Annotated in this window: 17 protein-coding genes and 1 pseudogene; 10 read left to right on the forward strand and 8 right to left on the reverse strand. The window is 66.8% G+C overall.

Annotated elements, in window-relative coordinates:
• The first annotated feature begins 44 nt into the window (after nucleotides 1-44).
• Together AC3A4T_RS10045 and AC3A4T_RS10050 are read left to right on the forward strand one after the other, a co-directional pair.
• On the forward strand, nucleotides 45-1,664 hold the full coding sequence (locus tag AC3A4T_RS10045; RefSeq protein ID WP_487675265.1) for a septal ring lytic transglycosylase RlpA family protein: 1,620 nt from the start codon (nucleotides 45-47) through the stop codon (nucleotides 1,662-1,664).
• A 187-nt stretch (nucleotides 1,665-1,851) separates the two neighbouring features.
• A complete protein-coding gene (locus AC3A4T_RS10050) occupies nucleotides 1,852-3,111 on the forward strand; it encodes a D-alanyl-D-alanine carboxypeptidase family protein (RefSeq protein WP_487675266.1) in 1,260 nt (419 codons plus the stop codon).
• Between the two features lie 85 nt (nucleotides 3,112-3,196).
• On the opposite strand, the gene AC3A4T_RS10055 is transcribed toward AC3A4T_RS10050, so the two are convergent.
• The 3 genes from AC3A4T_RS10055 to AC3A4T_RS10065 form a co-directional block, all read right to left on the reverse strand.
• Nucleotides 3,197-3,655 (reverse strand): hypothetical protein, encoded by a 459-nt coding sequence (locus tag AC3A4T_RS10055; protein ID WP_487675267.1) that lies wholly within the window; start codon nucleotides 3,653-3,655, stop codon nucleotides 3,197-3,199.
• A gap of 444 nt (nucleotides 3,656-4,099) precedes the next feature.
• The gene (locus tag AC3A4T_RS10060) at nucleotides 4,100-5,029 is read right to left on the reverse strand and encodes a hypothetical protein (RefSeq protein ID WP_487675268.1); all 930 of its coding nucleotides are present in this window, start codon (nucleotides 5,027-5,029) and stop codon (nucleotides 4,100-4,102) included.
• 233 nt (nucleotides 5,030-5,262) lie between these two features.
• Nucleotides 5,263-5,859: an NIF family HAD-type phosphatase gene (locus AC3A4T_RS10065; RefSeq protein ID WP_487675269.1), complete on the reverse strand. Its 597-nt coding sequence runs from the start codon at nucleotides 5,857-5,859 to the stop codon at nucleotides 5,263-5,265.
• A 310-nt stretch (nucleotides 5,860-6,169) separates the two neighbouring features.
• On the opposite strand from AC3A4T_RS10065, the gene AC3A4T_RS10070 reads away from it, so the two are divergent.
• The 5 genes from AC3A4T_RS10070 to AC3A4T_RS10090 all read left to right on the forward strand — a co-directional run bounded on the left by AC3A4T_RS10070 (nucleotide 6,170) and on the right by AC3A4T_RS10090 (nucleotide 12,554).
• Nucleotides 6,170-6,448 carry a DUF493 family protein gene (locus tag AC3A4T_RS10070; RefSeq protein ID WP_036106308.1) on the forward strand — a complete coding sequence of 93 codons (279 nt, stop codon included), beginning with the start codon at nucleotides 6,170-6,172 and terminating at the stop codon, nucleotides 6,446-6,448.
• Nucleotides 6,448-7,128, forward strand: a complete 681-nt coding sequence (gene lipB / locus AC3A4T_RS10075; RefSeq protein WP_056107059.1) for a lipoyl(octanoyl) transferase LipB — start codon at nucleotides 6,448-6,450, stop codon at nucleotides 7,126-7,128. The genes AC3A4T_RS10070 and lipB overlap by 1 nt, the downstream gene beginning before the upstream one ends.
• A gap of 260 nt (nucleotides 7,129-7,388) precedes the next feature.
• Nucleotides 7,389-8,429 carry a lipoyl synthase gene (gene lipA / locus AC3A4T_RS10080; RefSeq protein ID WP_487675270.1) on the forward strand — a complete coding sequence of 347 codons (1,041 nt, stop codon included), beginning with the start codon at nucleotides 7,389-7,391 and terminating at the stop codon, nucleotides 8,427-8,429.
• 529 nt (nucleotides 8,430-8,958) lie between these two features.
• The gene (locus AC3A4T_RS10085) at nucleotides 8,959-11,160 is read left to right on the forward strand and encodes a carboxy terminal-processing peptidase (RefSeq protein WP_487675271.1); all 2,202 of its coding nucleotides are present in this window, start codon (nucleotides 8,959-8,961) and stop codon (nucleotides 11,158-11,160) included.
• 509 nt (nucleotides 11,161-11,669) lie between these two features.
• Entirely contained in the window at nucleotides 11,670-12,554 is an 885-nt protein-coding gene (locus AC3A4T_RS10090; RefSeq protein WP_487675272.1) for a methylated-DNA--[protein]-cysteine S-methyltransferase, read from the forward strand.
• Between the two features lie 188 nt (nucleotides 12,555-12,742).
• Here AC3A4T_RS10090 and AC3A4T_RS10095 read toward each other — a convergent pair whose 3' ends face one another.
• Nucleotides 12,743-12,985, reverse strand: coding sequence for a hypothetical protein (locus AC3A4T_RS10095; RefSeq protein WP_487675273.1), 243 nt, complete (start codon nucleotides 12,983-12,985; stop codon nucleotides 12,743-12,745).
• Nucleotides 12,986-13,225: 240 nt separating this feature from the next.
• Nucleotides 13,226-13,729, reverse strand: coding sequence for an Lrp/AsnC family transcriptional regulator (locus AC3A4T_RS10100; protein ID WP_487675274.1), 504 nt, complete (start codon nucleotides 13,727-13,729; stop codon nucleotides 13,226-13,228).
• Between the two features lie 151 nt (nucleotides 13,730-13,880).
• Here AC3A4T_RS10100 and AC3A4T_RS10105 point away from each other — a divergent pair, with 151 nt between their 5' ends.
• The 3 genes and pseudogenes from AC3A4T_RS10105 (at nucleotide 13,881) to rarD (ending at nucleotide 16,718) form a co-directional block, all read left to right on the forward strand.
• A complete protein-coding gene (locus AC3A4T_RS10105) occupies nucleotides 13,881-14,381 on the forward strand; it encodes an N-acetyltransferase family protein (RefSeq protein ID WP_487675275.1) in 501 nt (166 codons plus the stop codon).
• A gap of 415 nt (nucleotides 14,382-14,796) precedes the next feature.
• Nucleotides 14,797-15,687: pseudogene (gene yedA, locus AC3A4T_RS10110) on the forward strand (drug/metabolite exporter YedA); the annotation flags it as partial.
• Nucleotides 15,688-15,809: 122 nt separating this feature from the next.
• Nucleotides 15,810-16,718 (forward strand): EamA family transporter RarD, encoded by a 909-nt coding sequence (rarD, locus tag AC3A4T_RS10115; RefSeq protein ID WP_487675276.1) that lies wholly within the window; start codon nucleotides 15,810-15,812, stop codon nucleotides 16,716-16,718.
• 3 nt (nucleotides 16,719-16,721) lie between these two features.
• On the opposite strand, the gene AC3A4T_RS10120 is transcribed toward rarD, so the two are convergent.
• The 3 genes from AC3A4T_RS10120 to AC3A4T_RS10130 all read right to left on the reverse strand — a co-directional run bounded on the left by AC3A4T_RS10120 (nucleotide 16,722) and on the right by AC3A4T_RS10130 (nucleotide 20,375).
• Entirely contained in the window at nucleotides 16,722-17,768 is a 1,047-nt protein-coding gene (locus tag AC3A4T_RS10120) for a hypothetical protein (protein ID WP_487675277.1), read from the reverse strand.
• A gap of 102 nt (nucleotides 17,769-17,870) precedes the next feature.
• Nucleotides 17,871-19,196, reverse strand: a complete 1,326-nt coding sequence (locus AC3A4T_RS10125) for an ABC transporter permease (protein ID WP_487675278.1) — start codon at nucleotides 19,194-19,196, stop codon at nucleotides 17,871-17,873.
• A 12-nt stretch (nucleotides 19,197-19,208) separates the two neighbouring features.
• Nucleotides 19,209-20,375 carry an ABC transporter permease gene (locus AC3A4T_RS10130; RefSeq protein WP_487675279.1) on the reverse strand — a complete coding sequence of 389 codons (1,167 nt, stop codon included), beginning with the start codon at nucleotides 20,373-20,375 and terminating at the stop codon, nucleotides 19,209-19,211.
• Between the last annotated feature and the right edge of the window lie 2 nt (nucleotides 20,376-20,377).

Below are 20,377 nucleotides of genomic sequence, written 5' to 3' on the forward strand. Positions count from 1 at the left end.
GCGGTCGCGCCGGCCCCGACGGTCGAACCCCAGGCACCGCGGGCATGAGCGGCGCCGGCCCGAAACGGCTGCCGATCGCACATGCGATTGGGCGGCTGATCGTCGCCGCGCTGCCGCTGACCCTCGCGGCTTGCGCCAGTGCTCCCAAGAAATCCGGCTCCGAGCCGCTCGCGCTGCCCGATCGCGGCCATGTCCACAGCGCCGGCCTGCCGTCGTCGTCGTCGCATGGCGGACGCAAGAAGTCGCCGTATGCGCCGGCGCAGGAAGACCTGAGCAAGCGCGGCAATTACAAGGCCGGCGGCCTGTACGCCCCGGGCGTCAGCGACACCACGCCCGATTACATCCCCGACGTCGATTCGATCCCCGAACCCGAAGTCGTCGCCGAGGCGCGCTCGCAGTTCGGCAACCGCTCGCCGTACGTGGTGCTGGGCAAGACCTACAAGGTGCTGGACTCGCACGACGATTACGTCGAGACCGGCACGGCCTCGTACTACGGCCAGAAATTCCACGGCCGCCGCACCTCCAACCTGGAGGTGTACGACATGTACGCCTTCACCGCCGCGCACAAATCGCTGCCGCTGCCGAGCTTCGCCCGGGTCACCAATATCGACAACGGCAAGTCGGTGACGGTGCGGGTCAACGACCGCGGCCCGTTTCACGACGGCCGGGTGATCGACCTGAGCTACGCCGCCGCGGTCAAGCTGGGCATCACCCAGCGCGGCACCGGCCGGGTCGAGGTGCGCGCGCTGCATCCGGGCGAGGCGGCGCCGCCGCTGTACGCCAGCGCGGCCAACAATCCGCCGCAGCCGGTCGCGGTAGCCGCCAAGCCGGCGTCGCCGTCGGCGATCGACCGGCTGGTTTCGGCGATGCCGATCGCCAGCGCGAACGCCGGCGAATTGCCGCCCGGCGTGCGCGTGGCGACCGGCAAACCCGCGCCGGTCGCTGCTTCGTCGGTCAAGACCACCGTCGCCACGGGCAAGCCGTTGCCGGTGGCCGCGATGCCGGCCGCCGAGGGCAAGACCACGGTCGCGACCGGCAAGCCGGCCACGACCGCAGCCAAGCCGGCCGCCACCGTCGCGTCGGCCTCGGGCGATTACCGCTTCGACATGATGCAGAACGGCAAGTCGATGAGCGCCGACGAGTTCGACGCGTGGATGAAGACCCGCCAGGTCCGCGTCGCGACCGGCAAGGGCGTGGCCCTGGCGCCGCCGAAGCCGCTGAGCCGGGCCGAGCAGCGCGCCATGGCCAAGCAGCAGAAAGAACAGGCGAAGGCCCTGGCCGCGGCCGAAAAAGCCGCGAAGAAAGCCGGCAAGGCATCGCCCGCGACCGCGGTGGCCACCACCACCGCACTGCCGGCGCCGCCGGCCGCGCCGCCGCCGCCGAGCCCGGCCAAGGCCGCCGCGGTGCTCGCCGCCGCCACGCCCAGCGTCGGCGACGTGGTCTTGCAGGTCGCCAGCTTCTCCGCGCGCAGCAACGCCGATCGCGCCCTGACCATGCTGCGCGGCGCCGGGATCGGCACCGCCAAGTTGCTCGACGGCAACGCCGCCAACGGTCAGAAAGTCTGGCGTTTGCGGGTCGGCCCCTTGCAGGCCGATGCCGCGCCGGAACTCGCCGCCCGTATCGTCGGTCTGGGATTCGGCCAGCCGCAACGCGTGCGCGACTGAACTGCAGCGGCCGTCCGGCGTGCCGGGCGGCTGCAAGCATCGTCCATCTCAGGCACGATGCACGACTTCGCGGACTGGGGATGGAACGCCCGGTCCGGCCAATACCCGCGGTGGACGCCAGGACGCCGACGCCGGAACCCCACACACCCTCGGCCGGCACGCTGCCGGTCTCCGGAGTAGTTCAACGATGACCCTTCGCTCCACCTCGCGCGCCGCCGCCTTCGCCGCGTTGACCTCGGCATTTCTGGTAACGGTTGGGGCCGGTTTCGCCTCGGCGCAAACCCCGGCCGCCAAGCCCGCCGCTGCACCGGCCGCCGCCACGCCCGCCGCGGCACTGCCGCCGGCCAGCGATTCGCTGCCGGTTCCGCCGCCGCCGCAGATCCAGGGCACCGCCTGGGTGCTGATCGACGCGGTCAGCGGCAACATCCTGGCCAGCCACAACCCGGACCTGCGGGTCGAGCCGGCCAGCATCACCAAGGTCATGACCAGCTACGTGATCGCCGCCGAGCTCAAGGGCGGCAAGGTCAAGGACACCGACCAGGTGATGATGACCGAGAACGCCTGGCGCAAGGGCGGCGCGGCCACCGACGGCAGCTACTCGGGCTTCGCGGTCAACCAGACCGCGCCGCTGGTGGAGATGGAAAAAGGCATGGTGGTGCAGTCCGGCAACGACGCCGCGATCGCCCTGGCCGAGCACGTCGCCGGCAGCGAAGACGCCTTCGCCGCGCTGATGAACCAGTACGCCGCGCGCATCGGCCTGAAGAACTCGCACTTCGTGAATCCGCACGGCCTGTCGCAGGAGAATCACTATTCCACCGCGCACGACCTGGCCCTGCTGGGTCGCGCGCTGATCCACGATTTCCCGGTCGCTTACTCGTACAACAAGATCAAGGAATTGAAAGTCGGGCCGATCACCCAGCCCAACCGCAACCTGCTGCTGTGGCGCGACAACACCGTCGACGGCATCAAGACCGGCCACCACTCCAAGGCCGGTTACTGCCTGATGGCCTCGGCCTTGCGCGGCGACCAGCGCCTGATCTCGGTGGTGATGGGTTCGACCTCCGAAGCCCAGCGCGCCACCGACAGCCAAGCGTTGCTCAACTGGGGCTTCCGCTTTTACGAAACCCACAAGCTGTACGACACCAGCAAGGTGATCGCCCAGCAGAAGGTGTGGAAGGGCCAGACCGCGCAAGTCCAGCTCGGCGTCGCCGAGCCGCTGCTGGTGACCGTGCCGCGCGGCAAGTACCCGCTGCTCAAGCCGAGCATGGACGTGCCCAAGAGCCTGGTCGCGCCGATCAAGAAGGGTCAGGCGATCGGCACGGTCAAGGTCATGCTCGACGGCAAGGTGATCGCGCAGCGTCCGCTGGTGGCGATGGCGGCGGTCGAAGAGGGCGGCTTCTTCAAGCGCCTGTGGGACGAGTTCTGGATGTGGTGGGAGTCGGAGTAAGTCCGCTTTGGCGCTCATCGCAGTATGAAAAAGGCCGGCGTTTGCCGGCCTTTTTCGTTTTCGGCGGTTGGGCTTGGGTCCGCGTTCAGTCGTTGGCGCGTTGTGTCCACAGATAGCCGAAGTCGAAATGATAGCGGGTCAGCGCCAGCAGCAATGGCAGCATCAACACCGGTCCGGTCAGTGCAAGCAGGGCCACGAGCTGTTCGGAGCTCGATCCGGACGCTAGTAGATTGCCCAGTAGCATCAGGATGACCACGCTCAGTTGTGCCGAGGTCAATATCAGGCAGATCAGCCATTGCCAACGCGGCCCGATCGGCCGCGCGGTGATGAAGCCGACCAGCCCAAGCATGCCCCACAGGTTCAACAAGGTGGGCAGCAGCGTGGTCAGCGACAGCATGCCGATGCGCCATTGCATCCACATTCCGGCCAGCAACAATGCGCACAGAATCGCGAAGTACAGCCACCACCAGTGGCTGGGCCGCGGTCGCTGCGGATGCGCCGGCGTGATCTGGCTTTTGGGTGCGGCGTAGGGATCGATGCTCATGCGCGATATTTCTGGGGTGGCCTGCTACAGCCTATCAATGCTGCCGGAGCCAGGTTTGGTCGGGGCAATTGGCTCGGCAGGGGATCGTGCTGGCGTTCCACAATAGGCATTGCGGTTTTTTTGCTTATGTTCGAAGGCGCGCAGTCCATCCAGCGCCGCGAAGCCTGTAACTTGCGCTAGCAAAAGCCCATTCATAGGGTGGCGACATGGATGTGCGTCGTGCGCCACTGCGGGAGAATGTTCAGTGTGGGGCGTGCCTGCCCGCGTAGGCACCGAACTTGCAATGACCATGATTCACAACCCCGCGCGATGGTGCATGAGTGGATCGCAGTCCTCATGGCCTCCCTGTAGGAGCGGCGCAAGCCGCGACCGCGGGAATGCAACCACGGCGCAGGTTGCGACGTTGTCGTAATGGAGCGCTCGGAAGTTCAGATCCGACCAAACCTAGCGCTTCGCCGCCGGCAGCTTGCCGATGATCGCCGCGCGGAACTTGCTCGCCAACGCGTGAAAACCCGCTTCGGTTGGATGCATTTCATCGAACCATTGGCTTTGCGACGTCAGCGTGCCGCGCAGGTCGACATAGTCGAAACGGCCGGCGAAGCGCGGGTCGTGCTTGAGCTCGCGCAGCACGTTCTTTTCGAAACCGTCGATCAACAAGCGCACGAAACGGCGGCGTTCGTCCGCGGTCTTGGCCGGGTCGGCGTTGACGATCGCGTCGATGTGAGGGCCGATCCATGGGCCCACGCTTTTCTTTAGCAAGGAAGCGACGCCGATATTGCCCGGGGTCAACGCGCCCGGCCGGCCGATCAGCTGAGGATGGTCGTAGGTGTGGGCGAGGATGGGTATGTTCGGCTTGGCCGCGAGCGCGGCCTGCAGGAACAGCGCATACGCCTGCTTGACCTGTTCGTACTTGCCGGTGTCGAGCACGCGCTGGAAGCCGGCGTCGGCGGACAGGTTGTGCTGGCCGGCGAAGGTCTTCTTGAGGAAATTGTCGACGAAGTCGTTGCCGCCGGCGCTGAGCAGGATCAGGTCGAAGTCGAACTTGCCGCACCAGCCGATGATGTCGTCGATGTTGTCGCGCACGAACATCGAGCGCTTGGGGTCGGCGGGATTGCGCGAGGCGTGATCGCCGCTGTGTTCGGCGCGAAAGAACAGGCCGCCGTGGCCCAGCAAGGGCACGCCGCGCGCTTCGTCCTCGGGCGCCGGGGAGACGATCCAGTCGAGCAGGTTCATCGCCAGCGGCGTGGAAAACCACGAATCGCCTTCGCAGAAAATCACCGGCGTGTGTTCGAGCAGATGGGCGCGCTTGAGCTGGGTGTACAGGCTGCGGAACTGGCCGCGCAGGGGCAGGGCAACGGATTGGCTGGGAGGCATCGGGGGATCTCCGGGGAGCGTGCCGCAGGCGCGCGGCAGGGCCAGGTTCTAGCGGCTGCGTGTTGCCGCTATTAGATCGCACCGGCCACTCACTGGTTGAGAACGATTGCGCGCACCGGAGCAGGCCATGGGCAGCGATGGATGTTGTATCGCGATCCGTCGCGCGCAGCGCATTGGCTAGACCGGTCGCCGCGCTCTGTTATCAGGGCCGGCGGCGGTCTACACGATCCGTCTCAATCCGCGCCATCGGCGCGCTGGCCGGGCATCGGCTCGTCGCGCGCCGCAGCCGCCAGCACCTTCTCGCGCCAGCGTCGCTTCTCGATCGTGCGCATGTTCGGCTCGGCCGCCAGCAAATCCAGGTACGGCATCAGCCGCAGCAGTTCATCGTCATGCTCGTCTTCGCCCAGGTACTCGCGCACGCACACCAGGTTGCCGTAGTTGTAGGCGTGCTTGGACGGCGTGTCGTCGATCGCCAGCACGCGTTCCAGGCGGTAACCGCGCCGTTTGAGCTTGTGCAGGCGCTTGCGGTTCATGTACTCGCCGGTGGTCCAGTCGCGGCTGATCGAGCAGCGTTCTTCGGTCCACACGAAGCGCAGCGAGTCCGGCGGGAACAGCGCTTCGACCACCGCCGCGGCATAGAGCTTTCCCGACGAGGTCCACACCCCGACTTCGAAATTCGCCAGCGCATGATCGATGAAACGCTGCAGATGCGGGCGGCGGTAGACGTGATAGCGCAAAGCGCGAAAATCGGCGGGACGATCGAGCTCGATCTCGCTGGCGTGGATCAGGGTTTCGTCGAGGTCGAGGACCAATAGCAGGCGCTCGCTCATCTTTGCGTTCTCATGCGGTCGAGTGGGGCTGTTCGATGATGCACGAGCCTGTATGGGCGGCGAAAGCGCACGGCGGCCGGCGCGTCGACGCGGTTCGCGACGAATGCGCGTCGGTGTTCGTACACAGCCCGCTCGCGCGGCCGCATCTGCATCGGCTGCGCGATCGTCCCAGTCCGAGCCATGCCGGATCTGGCGGTTGCCAGCCAGTCGCGGCGCAAGTCCGCCAGATGCGGCGCCGTTCCACCTCCAGCACACCGCCGTCCCACCGCTGCGCTTGGGTTGCCCCGGCCCCGGACCCATAATGGCCGCCATGGACATTCATTCCGACAACCCCGACCACGGCTTCCAGTTTCCCGGCACGTTCGAGCTCAGCGCGATGGGCGCGGCCGACGCGGGCCTGGAGCACGAATTGCCGCGCCTGCTGCTGGGTGCCGGGATCAACGTGGAAACCGAAACCATCCAGTGGAAGCACTCATCGACCGGCAAGTTCGTCTCGGTCAAGTTGAGCTTCCGCGCCGAGAATCGCGCCCAGTACGACCTCGCCCATCAGGTCCTACGCGAGCACCCGGAAGTGAAGTGGACACTGTGATCGACGCGGTCGCCGCCGTGTTCGGTGGCGAAAGCGCGCCGCCGCGCGCGCAGTTGCGCGATCTGGGCCGTCAGCCCTACGAGCCGGTATGGCGCGCGATGCAGGCCTTCACCGACGCGCGTGGCGCGGACACGCCCGATGAGCTGTGGCTGGTCGAGCACGATCCGGTGTTCACCCTGGGCCAGGCCGGCAAGGACGAACACGTGCTGATGCCGGGCGATATCCCGGTGATCCACGTCGATCGCGGCGGCCAGGTCACCTACCACGGCCCCGGCCAGATCGTGCTGTACCCGCTGCTGGACCTGCGCCGGCTCAAGGTCGGGGTGCGCGAGTACGTCGACCGGATCGAACAGGCGGTGATCGACACCCTGGCCGAGTGGAACATCGAGGGTGCCCGCAAGGACGGCGCCCCGGGCGTGTACGTGGCCGGGGCCAAGGTCATGGCGCTGGGCATCAGGGTCCGCCGCGGCTGCACCTTCCACGGCCTGGCCTTCAATATCGCCATGGACCTGTCGCCGTACCAGCGCATCAATCCCTGCGGTTATCAGGGGCTGCAGGTGACCTCGGTGCTAGACTTGGGCGGCCCGTCGGGCATGGAGCAGGTCAAGCCGGTGCTGGTCGCGCAACTCGCGCGGCAGTTCGGTCTGACGGTCGAGGACGCGGAGCCGTTGAGCTTTTGATTTTTCTTTCTCCCGAATGCGGGGGGAGTGCTTGATTTTCCTTCTCCCGCAAGCGGGAGGAGTGCTTGATGTTCCTTCTCCCGCAAGCGGGAGGATATTTGATGTTCCTTCTCCCGCAAGCGGGAGAAGGTGCCCGAAGGGCGGATGAGGGCGCGCCGATCCGCCAGCCGCCGCGATGACGCAGGCAGCTACCGGCCCTCACCCCAGCCCTCTCCCGCATTGCGGGAGAGGGAGCTAAACGACAAGAGCTAAGCAACGCCATGACCACCCCCGCCTCCAAATCCATCCCGCTCACGATCGTCAGCGGCGGCGCGCCCGAAGTGCTCGCGCCGGCGGTGCTGGAATCGACCACGATGACGCCCGGCGCCAAGCAGCTCGGCGGCGACAAGATCAGCCGCTCGCCGGTGCAGTTCGCCGACGTGCCGGTGCTGCGCAAGCCGTCGTGGATCCGGGTGCGTATTCCGTCGGGCAACTCGGTCGCCGTGCTCAAGGCCAAGCTGCGCGAGAACCGCCTGGTCACGGTCTGCGAAGAAGCCAGCTGCCCGAACATCCACGAGTGCTTCAGCCACGGCACCGCGACCTTCATGATCCTCGGCGAGGTCTGCACCCGCCGCTGCTCGTTCTGCGACGTCGCCCACGGCCGGCCCAAGCCGCCGGACGCGAGCGAACCGGCCAACCTGGCCCGCACCGTCGCCGACATGGGCCTGAAGTACGTGGTCATCACCAGCGTCGACCGCGACGACCTGCGCGACGGCGGCGCCCAGCATTTCGTCGACTGCATCGCGGCGGTGCGCGAGCAGAGCCCGCGCACCAAGATCGAAGTGCTGACCCCCGACTTCCGCGGCAAGGGCCGCATGGAACGCGCGCTGGAGATCCTCAACACCAACCCGCCGGACGTGTTCAATCACAACGTCGAGACCGTGCCGGACCTGTATGCCAACGTCCGCCCCGGCGCCGACTACCAGTGGTCGCTGACCCTGCTGCGGAAGTTCAAGGCCCAGCATCCGCAGGTCGCGACCAAGTCAGGGATCATGCTCGGCCTGGGCGAGACCATGGAGCAGGTGCAGGCCACGCTGCGCGACCTGCGCGCCCACGACGTCGACATGATCACCATCGGCCAGTACCTGCAGCCGACCCCGCACCACCACCCGGTGCTGCGCTACTGGACGCCGGAAGAGTTCAAGGAACTCGAGGTCTACGGCATGTCGCTGGGCTTCACCCACGTCGCCTCGGGCCCGCTGGTGCGTTCGTCGTATCACGCCGACCGGCAGGCGATCGACGCGGGGTTCGCGGTCGCCTGAGCCAGGTGCAAGCCGGCCCTCGGCGATCGCGGCCTTCACGGATTTTCGATCGTCGCCCGCGCGCCGGACGGGTCCGGCTGAGGCGGGGCTCATCAGCGATGCAGTTCGGAACACCTGGAAGACCGGAACTGCCTCAGCGCCCGCAGCCGGCCCGATCGACCGCGCCGCTGTTCTTGAACCCAGCCGCTCGCCGCGTCCAACCGGCGCAACGGCCCACTTTGTCAAACGTCGACATCGAATGGGCCGGAGCCGTCACAGGCGGCCTGGCCGGCGCAGGCCGCCGACTCGCGCGACCCATCGCGCAAACGACAACCGAGCGATTGCGCGGCCAATCCGTGCCCGATCCCGCCGTTCTAACGTCCGGCTAACGTCCTCGGCCGTCAACCTGAACCAGATTCATGCCCGCAACAGGTAATTTCGCAGGGTGGCGTGACAGCACAGGCAACTTTCGGCACTGTGGACTGGTCAAAAGCCGCTACATCCTTTAGCCGCTGCACAGATCCGGCACCCTCGCCGGGAAGACTCCGCGATGACCCTCAAGAACACGCGTACCCTGACCCTGCTTGCAGGCCTCCTGCTGACCGCGCCGCTGGCGTTGTTGGCGCGACCCGACGCCGCCGGCACGGGCGGTTTGCCCAATGCGCCCACCGCCGACCAGTCGACGGCCGCGCAGATGGTCTACGGCCTGCTGTCCGACAGCCGCTACGCCTACCGGCCGCGCGCGCTCGACGACGCGCTGTCGGCCGATATGTACAAGCGCTATCTCGAATCGCTCGACGCCGGCAAGCAGTTCTTCACCGCCGCCGACATCGCCAAGTTCGACGTCTACAAGACCAAGCTCGACGACGCGATCAAGAGCGGCGACCTGTCGCCCGCGTACACGATCTTCGCCGCCTACAAGCAGCGCGTCGACGAACGCGTCGCCTATGCGCGCGGCCTGCTCAAGCAGCCGGCCAACTTCGATTTCACCGGCAAGGACCGCTACGACTACGACCGCAAGGACGCGCCCTGGGTCGCCGACACGGCGGCGCTGGACGCGTTGTGGAAGCAGTCGGTGCGCAACGACTGGTTGCGCCTGAAGCTGGCCGGCAAGAAGAACGACGACATCGCCAAGACCCTGGACAAGCGCTACGCCAACCTCGCCAAGGGCATCGGCGAGATCAAGGGCGAGGACCTGTTCCAGACCTTCGTCAACAGCTACGCCAACGCGATCGATCCGCACACCGACTACCTGACGCCGAAGTCCGCTGAAAATTTCAACATGACCATGTCGTTGTCGCTCGACGGCATCGGCGCGCTGTTGCAGAAGCAGGACGACGTGGTCGCGATCCGCGAAGTGATCCCCGGCGGTCCGGCCGCGCGCAGCAGCCTGCTCAAGCCCGGCGATCGCATCGTCGGCGTGGGCCAGGGCGAAAGCGGCGCGATGGACGACGTGATCGGCTGGCGCATCGACGACGTGGTCGCCAAGATCCGCGGCGCCAAGGGCACCAAGGTGCGCCTGGACATGATCCCGGCCGAAGCCGGCCTGGACAGCAAGCCCAACCGGATCGTGCTGGTGCGCGACAAGGTGCGACTGGAAGATCAGGCCGCCAAGTCCGAGATCATCAACGTGCCGCCGGCCGACGGCGCGCCGGCCAAGCGCATCGGCGTGATCAAGCTGCCGGGCTTCTATCAGGACTTCGAAGGCCGCCGCAAGAACGCCAACGATTACGCCTCGGCCACCCGCGACGTCGCCAAGCTGCTGACCAAGCTGCGCGCCGACAAGGTCGACGGCGTGGTGCTGGACCTGCGCAACAACGGCGGCGGTTCGCTCAACGAAGCGGTCGAGTTGACCGGTTTGTTCATCGATCGCGGCCCGGTGGTGCAGGTGCGCGAAGCCGGCGGCCGGGTCCAGGTCGACAGCGACACCGATTCGGGCATCGCCTGGGAAGGTCCGCTGGCGGTGTTGATCAACCGCGGTTCGGCGTCGGCCTCCGAGATTTTCGCCGGTGCCATCCAGGATTACGGGCGTGGGTTGGTGATCGGCGAAACCACCTTCGGCAAGGGCACGGTGCAGAATCTCGCCGACCTCGACCGCTGGCCGGCCAACGAAGGCCCGCGCTTCGGCCAGGTCAAGTTGACCATCGCCCAGTTCTTCCGCGTCAGCGGCGGCTCGACCCAGCACAAGGGCGTGGTGCCCGACATCGCCTTCCCGGTGTCGGTCGACGCGACCGAGTACGGCGAGAGCACCTACGACAACGCGCTGCCGTGGACCAAGATCGCGGCCGTCCCGCACACCAGCTACGGCAATTTCGCGCCGCTGCTGCCGAAGCTGGAAACCCTGCACAGCAGCCGCATCGTCGGCGACAAGGAATTCCAGTGGTGGTCGCAGGACGTGGCCGAGTTCCGTGCCGAGCGCGCCAAGAAGTGGATTTCGCTCAACGAAGTCGAGCGCCGCGCCGAACGCGATCGCGAAGACGGCAAGCGCAAGCAGCGTCAGGCCGAGCGCAAGCAACTGGGCCTGGACCTGGATCCGCTGGGCGACGACTCCAACGACGACGGCTTGGCCGCGTCGGAGCGCGACATCGCCAAGGACGCGGCGCGCGAGAAGCTCGCCGAGAAGCGTCCGGACCCGTTGCTGCGCGAATCGGCGGCGATCCTGGCCGATGCGGTGCGCCTGCTCAACGCCGACCGCAAGCTGTCGGCGCAGGTGCTGCCGACCGCGACCGCGCCGGGGCATTGGGCCGACTGAGGCGGGTTTCGCAGATGTTCGACTGAAAGCGCGCCTTGAGGGCGCGCTTTCTTTTTGTGCGGGCGCGAGTCGCTTTGCGGGGAAGGGCAGCATCGCTCCAGGCCAAGCCTGGGTGCCTTGCAAGCATGGCCGCAGTCAACGCGCAGCTGCGGCGCCACCAGATGCGAATGCCGTCAAGGTCTTTACGAAATTAGCGAAGTCTTTGGTGGGAGGGGCTTCAGCCCCGACGCTTTTCGACCAAGTCCGGTAGTTCATCGCGGCGGAGCGAAAGGCGTCGGGGCTGAAGCCCGCCCACAAAAGACTTGGGGAACCACTAAGGCAAGGGGCCGCAATGCTAAAGAGAAGGCCGCGATCCACAGACTCCGAGCCTTCTTCGTCTGCCTGGACCATCGCCAATTTCCGGACCACGCAACCGCGCATAATCCGACCCGAACCAACCCTCAAAATCCGACCCCGGCGCAGGCAAGATGCGGATAGCGAGACCCGGGCATGAAGCCTAGTCTTGCCTCATGAACGCCAAGACTCACAGCCGCAAGCCCGACACCGGTCCTGTCACCGATAAGCCGGTTACGCCCACACCCGCCCCGGACAAGCTCGAACAGGCCCGCGTCTTGCTCGAGGCCGGCGAGCCGTCGTTGACCGAACTGGCCGAAGCGGTCGGCCTGAGCCCCTCGCACCTGCAGCGCCGCTTCAGCGCGCGCTTCGGTCTGAGCCCGGCCGAATACCTCGCCCAGCGCAAGCTCGGCAGCCTGCGTTCGGCGCTGCGCGAAGGCAGCGACGTCAGCGCGGCGCTGTACGACGCCGGCTACGGCTCGCCCTCGCGGGTGTACGAAAGCGGCGCGGCGCGTCTGGGCATGACCCCGGCGCGCTATCGCGCCGGCGGCGCCGGCGAGCAGATCCGCTGGAGCCTGACCCAGACCGAACTCGGTACCGCATTGGTCGCGACCACCGCGCGCGGCATCTGCATGGTCGAGCTTGGCGACGACGCTGAAGTCTTGCAGGCGAAGTTGCAAAGCGAATTCCCACAGGCCACGCTCGAGCGCGTCGACGCCGGCCGCGACGAGTTCCTGGCGCCGCGCGTGCGCGCGGTCGCGCAGACCCTCGGCGGCAAGCGCGAAACCGTGGCGGTGGACCTGATCGGCACCGCCTTCCAGAAAAAAGTCTGGGACGCTTTGATGAAGATTCCGCCCGGGCAGACCCGCAGCTACGAGCAGATCGCGCAGCAGGTCGGTTCGCCGCGCGGCGCGCGCGCGGTGGCGCAGGCTTGCGCGAACAACCGCGTGGCGGTGGTGGTGCCGTGTCATCGCGTCGTGCGCGGCGATGGTTCGCTGGGCGGCTATCGCTGGGGTTTGCCGCTCAAGGAAAAGCTGTTGCAGCGCGAGCAGGCGGCTTGAAGCGCGCCAAGGTCGCCTGCGACGAACCTTGCGGGGCGACCGGGTGATCGCAGGTCATCGCTGCCGGTGCATGTCGAGAGGCCGCTGGGCTCGAACGTCGCGGCGGCGTCAGGCGAACGCCACGCCGCCTCGCTTCGGCTGCGAAGCGGCGCGAACAAGTTGGTGAGCAAATGACGATCTTGAGACAGCTAAGGCAGCAAGCGGCCGATGCAGATGCCGATGACGATCCCGATGCTCAATCCGGCGAGAAACTTCCGTTTCAGCGGGTCGGATACGCCCCAGACGCTTTTTTTCTCCGCGTCCTTCTTGAACATGCTCGGCTCGCTTTTTCTATCCACGCTCTTCTTGAATATCCTCGACTCGCTTTTTCCATCCACGCTCTTCTTGAATATGCGCGACTCGCTTTTTTCATCCGCGCCCTTCCTGAACATGCCCGACTCCTTCCGATCGTGAGTGCAAAGCGGCCCGCGTGCTTCGGCCCGCGGTGTGGCGCCGTCAATCCTGGGCCCGGCCACGCTCGGGGTAAAGCGGCGAGCGCCCGGGGTTCGCGCGCCTGCGGCGACGCATTCACGCGATCATCGTCCGTCATCCCGCCGGGCAAGCAGCCGGCGGAGTGAATGCCGACCGAGCCGATACCAGCCCCTCAACCAGGATGGCCCGACTGCCGCGTCTCACCCACGCCGCTTGCGCGTCGCCCGCGGCGCATCCCGGGTCGGCAGTTCCAGGCCGTGCTTGACCACGTCGAACACCAGATGGGTGTCGTAGCGCTTGACGTTGCCTTCGTCGAGGAACAATCGGTCGACGACTTGCCGGCAATGGGCGACGCCGGTGGTGGCGAGGATCACCAGGTAGTCCCACTCGCCGGCCAGGGTGTAGCACTGCTGGACCTCGGGCGCGGCGCGCACGCGGGCATGGAAGCTGGCGTTGCCCTCGGCCGACTCGCGTTCCATCGTCACCCACACCGCGGCCAGGGTGCTGCCCAGCGTCACCGGGTCGAGCACGGCCACCTGCCGCATCAGGCCGTCCTGGCGGTAGCGGGTCATCCGGCGCTGCACCGCGCTGGGCGACAGGCCCACGGCCTCGCCCAGTTCGCTCAGCGTCACCGAGGCGTCTTGCTGCAATAGTTCGAGCAACTTGTGGTCGAACTCGTCCAAAACCAGGGGGCTACCATTCATGCAAGATTTTTGCGTCTGTACGGGCAATAATTCAACCGTAATTTGAATGACATCGATACGCTATTCTCGATCCCACCGCGCGAAGAATTTTTATGTGTGGGTTCGCTCCCCCAACCTCTTACCTACGGACGGCCCCGGGATGTCCCGGTACGTGACGCAAGCCGCCGTGCCCGAACAGATCGGCGAGATTCTCGCGCTGATCCGCGAACACGGCCCAAATCCCTGGAATTTCCTGCCCGAGGTCGAGCTGGCCGCGCACTTGTCGGCGATCCGGCTCGGCCGCACGCAGGCCATCGTCGCGCTGCACGAAGGCGAAATTGTGGCGGTCGTCACATTCGAGCCGAGCGACGCGTTCCATCGCTATCAACCCGACGGTCGCGAGATCGAATGGCAGGGCCATGTCGGCGAGGTCGTGGTGCATCGCGCGCATCGCGGCCAGGGGCTGGGCACCCGGCTGCTCAAGGCGGCGGTGGGGCGGCTGCTGCAGATGGGATTGATCGAGATCTATGTCGAGCGCCACGAGGAGAACGAGGGCTCGGCCGGGATGATGCGTAAGGCCGGGTTCGTGGTGATCGATGTGTTCGACGATCCGCGCCGTCGCGATGTCGGCAGCCGTCGCACGTCGGTGTCGCGCTACGGGCCGCATGCCTGACGCGGGCGGCGCCGCGTCGCCGCGTGCGCCCGGGAGTGGGGAAGGGGATCGTGGCATGGGTAACGCGGGCGGGTCGGGTTCTGTCGATTGATTGATCGCTTGGGTTGTTCGGCTCGTCGCGGCCCGTGCCGCGGCGGCGCGGGTCCAGGCCTAGCGAACGATCCATTCCATCCGCCGCCGGATTCGCATCGTCCGGCCGCGCGGTTTGCTTGCGCAAGAGCTCGCATGGATCGCGGCGAACGACTTCGCGGGCGGCGTGGCGATCGCCCGACCCCGCGAATCGTTAAAGGCTGACTCAAGTTTTTCTCGCTGCTGTTTTTCCCGCGTTCGCGCCAAGCTGTTCGTTTTCTTTCCCCAAGTCTTTCTCCGCGTTCTCTGCCTCCCCCCACGTTCTCTCCCCCCGAGTACCCGCGTCATGAGCGCCGCTCCCTCGTCTTCCGAATCCCGCGCGCCCAGCGCGCTTGCCGTCGCGCTCGCCCTGGCCTCGGTGTATGTGCTGTGGGGCTCGACTTATCTCGGCATCCGCTTCGCGCTGCACAGCTATCCGCCGTTCCTGCTCGGCGCGGCGCGCATGTTCCTGGCCGGCGCGATCATGTACGCGGTGCTGCGCTGGCGCGGCGTGCCGGCGCCGACGCGCAAGCAATGGCGAACCTTGTGGGTGTTGTCGATCTGGATGGTGCTGCTGTCCAACGGTCTGGTGAACCTGGCCGAGACCCAGGTCGATTCGGGACTCGCCGCGATCGCGGTCGCCTCGATGCCGCTGTTCGCGGGCGTGTTCGCGATGCTGCGCGGACGGCATCCGTCGAAGGTGGAATGGATCGGTCTGGCGATCGGTTTCCTCGGGGTCATCTGGCTCAACGCCGGCGGCAAGCTGTCGGCGTCCACGCTCGGCCTGGTGTGCCTGATCGTTGCGCCGATCGCCTGGGCCTGGGGCTCGATCTGGAGCCGCGATCAGGACCTGCCGTCGCCGTTCATGGCCGCCAGCGCGCAGATGCTGACCGGCAGCGTGTGGATGCTCGGCGCGGCCGCGGTCACCGGCGAACGCATCACCACGATGCCGACCTTCGGCGCCACGGCGGCGTTGCTGTACCTGGTCGTGGCCGGTTCGATCTTCGGCTTCACCGCCTACATCTGGCTGCTGCATCACGTGCGCCCGGCGTTGGCGACCAGCTATGCCTACGTCAATCCGCCGATCGCGGTGCTGTTCGGCGCATTGCTCGCCGGCGAGCGGTTCACCTCGCACGACCTGGGCGCGATGGCGGTGATCCTGGTCGGCGTGGGCATCATCACCTTGGCCAAGGCGCGCGCGGGCAAGGCCGTGCCGGCCGCGGCGCCGGCGATCGGCCCGGTGGCCGTGGCCGAACCGCGCGAACCCGCGCTAAGTAAAGCCGCCTTGACCGACGCGGCAACCGATCTGGAGAAACGCGCATGAGCGCCCCGACCGACCGCCGCGGGCTGTGGATCGCGGTCGCGTCCTTCGTGCTGTGGGGGCTGATGCCGCTGTACTGGCATCTGCTCAACGAAGTGCCGTCGCTGCAGATCGTCGCCCACCGCATCGTCTGGAGCACCTTGCTGGTCACCGCGTGGCTGTGCTGGAAATTCGGCCGCCACTGGTTGCGCGACATCCTGCGCGAACCGCGCAAGGCGGCGATGCTCGCGCTCAGCGGCGTGCTGATCGCGTTCAACTGGGGCCTGTACATCTGGGCGGTCAACGCCGGCCATGTGATCGAGACCAGTCTGGGGTATTTCATCGGGCCGCTGGTCAGCGTGATGTTCGGCGTGCTGTTCCTCGGCGAGCGCTTGCGCGCGGTGCAGTGGGTGGCGATCGCGCTGGCCTTCGCCGGCGTGCTGTGGTTGACCTTCCAGTACGGCCGACCGCCGCTGATCGCGCTCGGCCTGGCGGTGTCGTTCGCGGTGTACGGCCTGGTGCGCAAACTGGTCGCGGTCGAAGCGGTGACCGGCCTGGGCGTGGAAAACGTTTATTTGTTCGCACCGGCGCTGGCGCTGATGCTGTGGGGCGAGACCCACGGCCAGGGCGGTTTCATCGGCAGCTGGGGCTTGGGCACCGATGTGTTGCTGGTGATCGCCGGCGCGCTCACCGCGTTGCCGCTGATCGGCTTCGCCTATGCGGTGCGGCGGGTGTCGCTGACCGCGATCGGGTTGTTGCAGTACGTCGCGCCGACCTTGCAGTTCCTGATCGGCGTGCTGATCCTGCGCGAACCGTTCAATGCCGAACGCGCGATTGGTTTCGTGATCATCTGGATCGGCCTGGCGGTGTTCGCCAGCGAGGGCTTGCTGCGGTCGCGGCGGATGGCGGCGGCTGCGCAGGCGGCTTGAGCGTCAGTCGAACAAGCCGTCGAGCCAGCCCATGACCAGCACGTAGGCTACAACTCCCAACGCACCGAGGATGCCACGACGCCAGGCGCCTTCGTGCCAGCGCCGTTTGCGCGCGCGACTGCGGATCTGTTGACGGGTCTGGGACGTGGCCAACGTCGTGCCGGCATTCTGCTGCGCCTGCAGCCGCTGAGGAAAGGTCGCGCCCGCCGCGGCGGCCGGTAAGGCGCGCGCCGCCGCGGCGACCGGCGCGTGCGCGGCCAGATAGCCATCGATTTCCGTATCGCTCATCGCCGGCTCCCAGTCCTCGACGAACGCGGCCGCGATCCGCCGGCGCAGCGCCAGCGCGCTGACGTAAGCGCTGTCGGCGGCAATGCCGTAGCCGCTCAACATGACCACCAGTGGCGCGTAACGTCGGGTCGTGGTGGCGTTTTGACCGCTGACCCGTTGCATCCAGACAGGCAGTCGACCGAAATAGCGGGCCGGATCGCGCACGCACACCTGCAGTGCTTCGATCTCGCCGCCGAACTGACGGATGTAATAAGGCCGGAAGCCGACGACGTCGCGCCAGTCGATCAGGCCGAAGTCGGGCGAGTGGATGCCGGCCGCGTCGATGCGCAATTCGCGTGGCTGCAAGCGATTGCGCAGCAACCAGATCCAGCCACTGCCGAGCGCGACGGCGCTGGCGGCCATGAACAGCGCGACCGGGTAGTTGGTGGCGCGCCAGTAGCTGTAGGCGATGGATGAGATATACAGCGCCATGAGCGGCGTGATCACGGCCACTGCGAGCGACAGCGATGAGGTGCCGCGTAGTTCGTTGTGTGCCAACGCCGCGCGCAGCGCCTTGCGCGGATCGTCGGCGCGATCGTGATCGATGCGATGGATCGCGCGCAAACACAGCGCGAGGCCGCCGATGAAGAGCAACAACAATGCCAATTTCAGATAGGGACTGTGGCTTTCCAACGTATCGCTATCGAGCGCCACCATCATCGCGAGCACGCCCGATGCGTAAGCTGCGCCGATCCACAGGCGCCTGCGAATTGCGTTCTTCATCGAGCTCTGCGCGTTGCTGTGAATTCAGCGCACTCTAGAGCGAATGCCCAGGCAATTGAAGCATCGGGCACGCCTTCTCGGGCGTGCCCGATGCGGTACTCATCACAAAGCCCGCAGCGCCGAAGTCACCGGCAAGGTCGCCGCGCGCAGCGCCGGGAACAAGCCACCGACGAAGCCGATCGCCAATGCCCACTTCAAGCCGTTCCACAGCAACTCGCCGGTGACGCGGAAATCGAAGGTCAACTGACCCACGCCGCCGGCGATGGTCGAGGCGGTGTAGCCGTTGAAGATCAGCCACGCGAGCGCGCCGCCGATCAAGCCGCCGAGCAAGGCCAGCAGCATCGTTTCCAGCATCACCGCGACCACGACGGGCAAGCCGCGGAAGCCGATCGCGCGCAGGGTTGCGATCTCGCGCGCGCGGGTGGCGACGGTCGCGAACATGGTGTTGAGCGCGCCGAACACCGCGCCGATCGCCATGATCGAACCGACCACGATGCCGATGATGCGGATCACCTTGGTCATCGCCTCGGATTGCTTGGCGAAATAGTCCGCGGTGGTGGTGGTGTCGACCTGCAGTCGCGGGTCGCCGGCCAGCGAGGCCTTGAACGCCTTGAACTGCCTGGCGTCGCTGAGCTTGGCGATGACCGCGTTGCGCGAGGCGCCGCGACGGTAGGTGGACGCGACCATGTCGGCGTCGGCCCACACTTCCGAATCCATGGCGTCGCCGGATTTGAAGATGCCGACCACGGCCCACGTCTCGCTGCCCAGGCGGATCTGCTTGCCGACCTCCATGCCGGCGAACTGACGTTGCGCGCCGATGCCGACCACCACTTCGCGCTTGCCGGTCTCGAACTTGCGGCCCTGCACGATCTTGATCTGCGGCCGCACCTGCCAGGCGCGATCGCCGACGCCGCGCAACTGCACGCTGCCGTCTTCGTCGGGCTTGCCGCCCTTGATCGGCAGGTTCGCCGCGACCACCGTTTCCGGCGAGGCCAGCGGCCGGCCGTCGGCGGCGCGGGCGATGCCGGGCGCCTGTTCGATGACGTTGATGCTGGCCAGGTCGAGGGTCGACATCACCTCGGCCGCGGACGCGCCGCGCAGCACCATCGCGGTGTCGTCGCTGCCGGTGCGCGCGAGCGTTTGCTTGTAGCCCTCGGCCATCGACAGCATCGCCACCAGCACCGCGACCACGCCGGCGATGCCGATCACCACCACCGACGACGACCCAGCGCGCTGGCGCAGCGTACTGATGCCGACGCCGGCCACCGACGCGGCCTGTTGGCCGCCGCGGGTCAGCAGCATCCACAAGACGAACGCGACGGCGAGGCCCAGCAACACCGGCCATGGCGCGAGCGCCCACAGCACCAGCCCGGCGACCAGGGCCAGCAGGGTCAGCAGGCCGCGTAAGAACGATAGAAACTTTTTCATGTGCGCTCTCCGTTAGCGTCCGGCCAATGCATCGACGATGTTCAGGCGCATGGCGCGGATCGCCGGCAACAGGCCGACCAACAGGCCGATGCCGACCATCAGCATCAACGCCACCGACCAACTGCGCCAGCCGATCGGCGGCACGCTGATCGCGCCGTTGCTGCCGGCGCTGACGATCGGGCCGAGCCCGCCGGCGATGGCCACGCCGATCACGCCGCCCAACAGCAGCAGCAACACCGACTCGGCCAGCACCAGCAGCAACACGCTGCGGTCGGGAAAGCCGATCGTCTTGAGCACGGCCAGTTCGGAGGTGCGTTCGCGCACCGCCTGGGCCATGGTGTTGCCGGTCAGCAGCACCAGGGTGAAGAACACCGCGCCCATGATCGAGCCGACGATCAGACCGATATCGGCCATCTGCTTCATCCAACTCGCGGTCGCCGCCGCTTCGGTCTGGGTCTTGGTCTCGTGATCGGAATTGGCCGAGATCGCGTCGATGGCCTTGGCCACGCGGTCGCTCTGGTTGGCGTCCTTGACCTCGGTGACGTACCAGCCGACCTGGCCGCGGTTGTAGGGCGTGGAATCGTCGAAGTACTTCCAATGCAGCAGGATCATCTGGTCGAACCAGCCTCCGGATTTCTTGTCGCTGGCCGCGAGCGTGCCGACGATGTCGAAGCTCCAGTTCTTGCTGCCGTCGCTGCTGGTGAAGATGGTCGACTGCAGCGGCAGTTTCTGCCCGACTTTCCAGCCGAAGCGCGTCATCAGGCCTTCGCCGACCAGCACCCCGGTGCGGGTGGCGGCGAACGCCTTGCGGTGCGCGGCGGACACCGCCATTTCCGGATACAGGTCCAGATAGTTGTCGGCCACGCCGAAGCTGAAAATCTGGTTGTGCGGGTCCTGATAGGCGCCGCCGAACCAGTTCGCATAGGTGACTTGCTTGACCCCCGGCACCTGCGCGATGCGCTCGTTGAGCGACATCGGCAACGGTTGGATGAAGGACAGGCGCGAGCCGGTCTGCAGGCGCTTGACGCCGTTGGCGCTGTTGCCGGCCTGTTCGAAGCTTTCGCGCACGCCGTCGAGCAGGCCGAACAGCAGGAACGCGGCGATGATCGACAGCAAGGTCAGCGCCGTGCGCGTCTTGCGCCGCATCAGCTCGGCCCAGATCAGATGGAAATATTTCATGA

It is taken from the genome of Lysobacter sp. Soil_N_51 (assembly GCF_057655755.1).

Bases quoted from the DNA above. Each gene is read 5' to 3' on its own strand.
- AC3A4T_RS10060 (WP_487675268.1), bottom strand. From the start codon at position 5,029: ATGCCTCCCAGCCAATCCGTTGCCCTGCCCCTGCGCGGCCAGTTCCGC.
- AC3A4T_RS10085 (WP_487675271.1), top strand. From the start codon at position 8,959: ATGACCCTCAAGAACACGCGTACCCTGACCCTGCTTGCAGGCCTCCTG.
- AC3A4T_RS10090 (WP_487675272.1), top strand. From the start codon at position 11,670: ATGAACGCCAAGACTCACAGCCGCAAGCCCGACACCGGTCCTGTCACC.
- AC3A4T_RS10125 (WP_487675278.1), bottom strand. From the start codon at position 19,196: ATGAAAAAGTTTCTATCGTTCTTACGCGGCCTGCTGACCCTGCTGGCC.
- lipA (WP_487675270.1), top strand. From the start codon at position 7,389: ATGACCACCCCCGCCTCCAAATCCATCCCGCTCACGATCGTCAGCGGC.
- AC3A4T_RS10070 (WP_036106308.1), top strand. From the start codon at position 6,170: ATGGACATTCATTCCGACAACCCCGACCACGGCTTCCAGTTTCCCGGC.
- AC3A4T_RS10045 (WP_487675265.1), top strand. From the start codon at position 45: ATGAGCGGCGCCGGCCCGAAACGGCTGCCGATCGCACATGCGATTGGG.
- AC3A4T_RS10095 (WP_487675273.1), bottom strand. From the start codon at position 12,985: ATGTTCAGGAAGGGCGCGGATGAAAAAAGCGAGTCGCGCATATTCAAG.
- AC3A4T_RS10130 (WP_487675279.1), bottom strand. From the start codon at position 20,375: ATGAAATATTTCCATCTGATCTGGGCCGAGCTGATGCGGCGCAAGACG.
- AC3A4T_RS10120 (WP_487675277.1), bottom strand. From the start codon at position 17,768: ATGAAGAACGCAATTCGCAGGCGCCTGTGGATCGGCGCAGCTTACGCA.
- AC3A4T_RS10100 (WP_487675274.1), bottom strand. From the start codon at position 13,729: ATGAATGGTAGCCCCCTGGTTTTGGACGAGTTCGACCACAAGTTGCTC.
- AC3A4T_RS10065 (WP_487675269.1), bottom strand. From the start codon at position 5,859: ATGAGCGAGCGCCTGCTATTGGTCCTCGACCTCGACGAAACCCTGATC.
- rarD (WP_487675276.1), top strand. From the start codon at position 15,810: ATGAGCGCCCCGACCGACCGCCGCGGGCTGTGGATCGCGGTCGCGTCC.
- AC3A4T_RS10055 (WP_487675267.1), bottom strand. From the start codon at position 3,655: ATGAGCATCGATCCCTACGCCGCACCCAAAAGCCAGATCACGCCGGCG.
- AC3A4T_RS10050 (WP_487675266.1), top strand. From the start codon at position 1,852: ATGACCCTTCGCTCCACCTCGCGCGCCGCCGCCTTCGCCGCGTTGACC.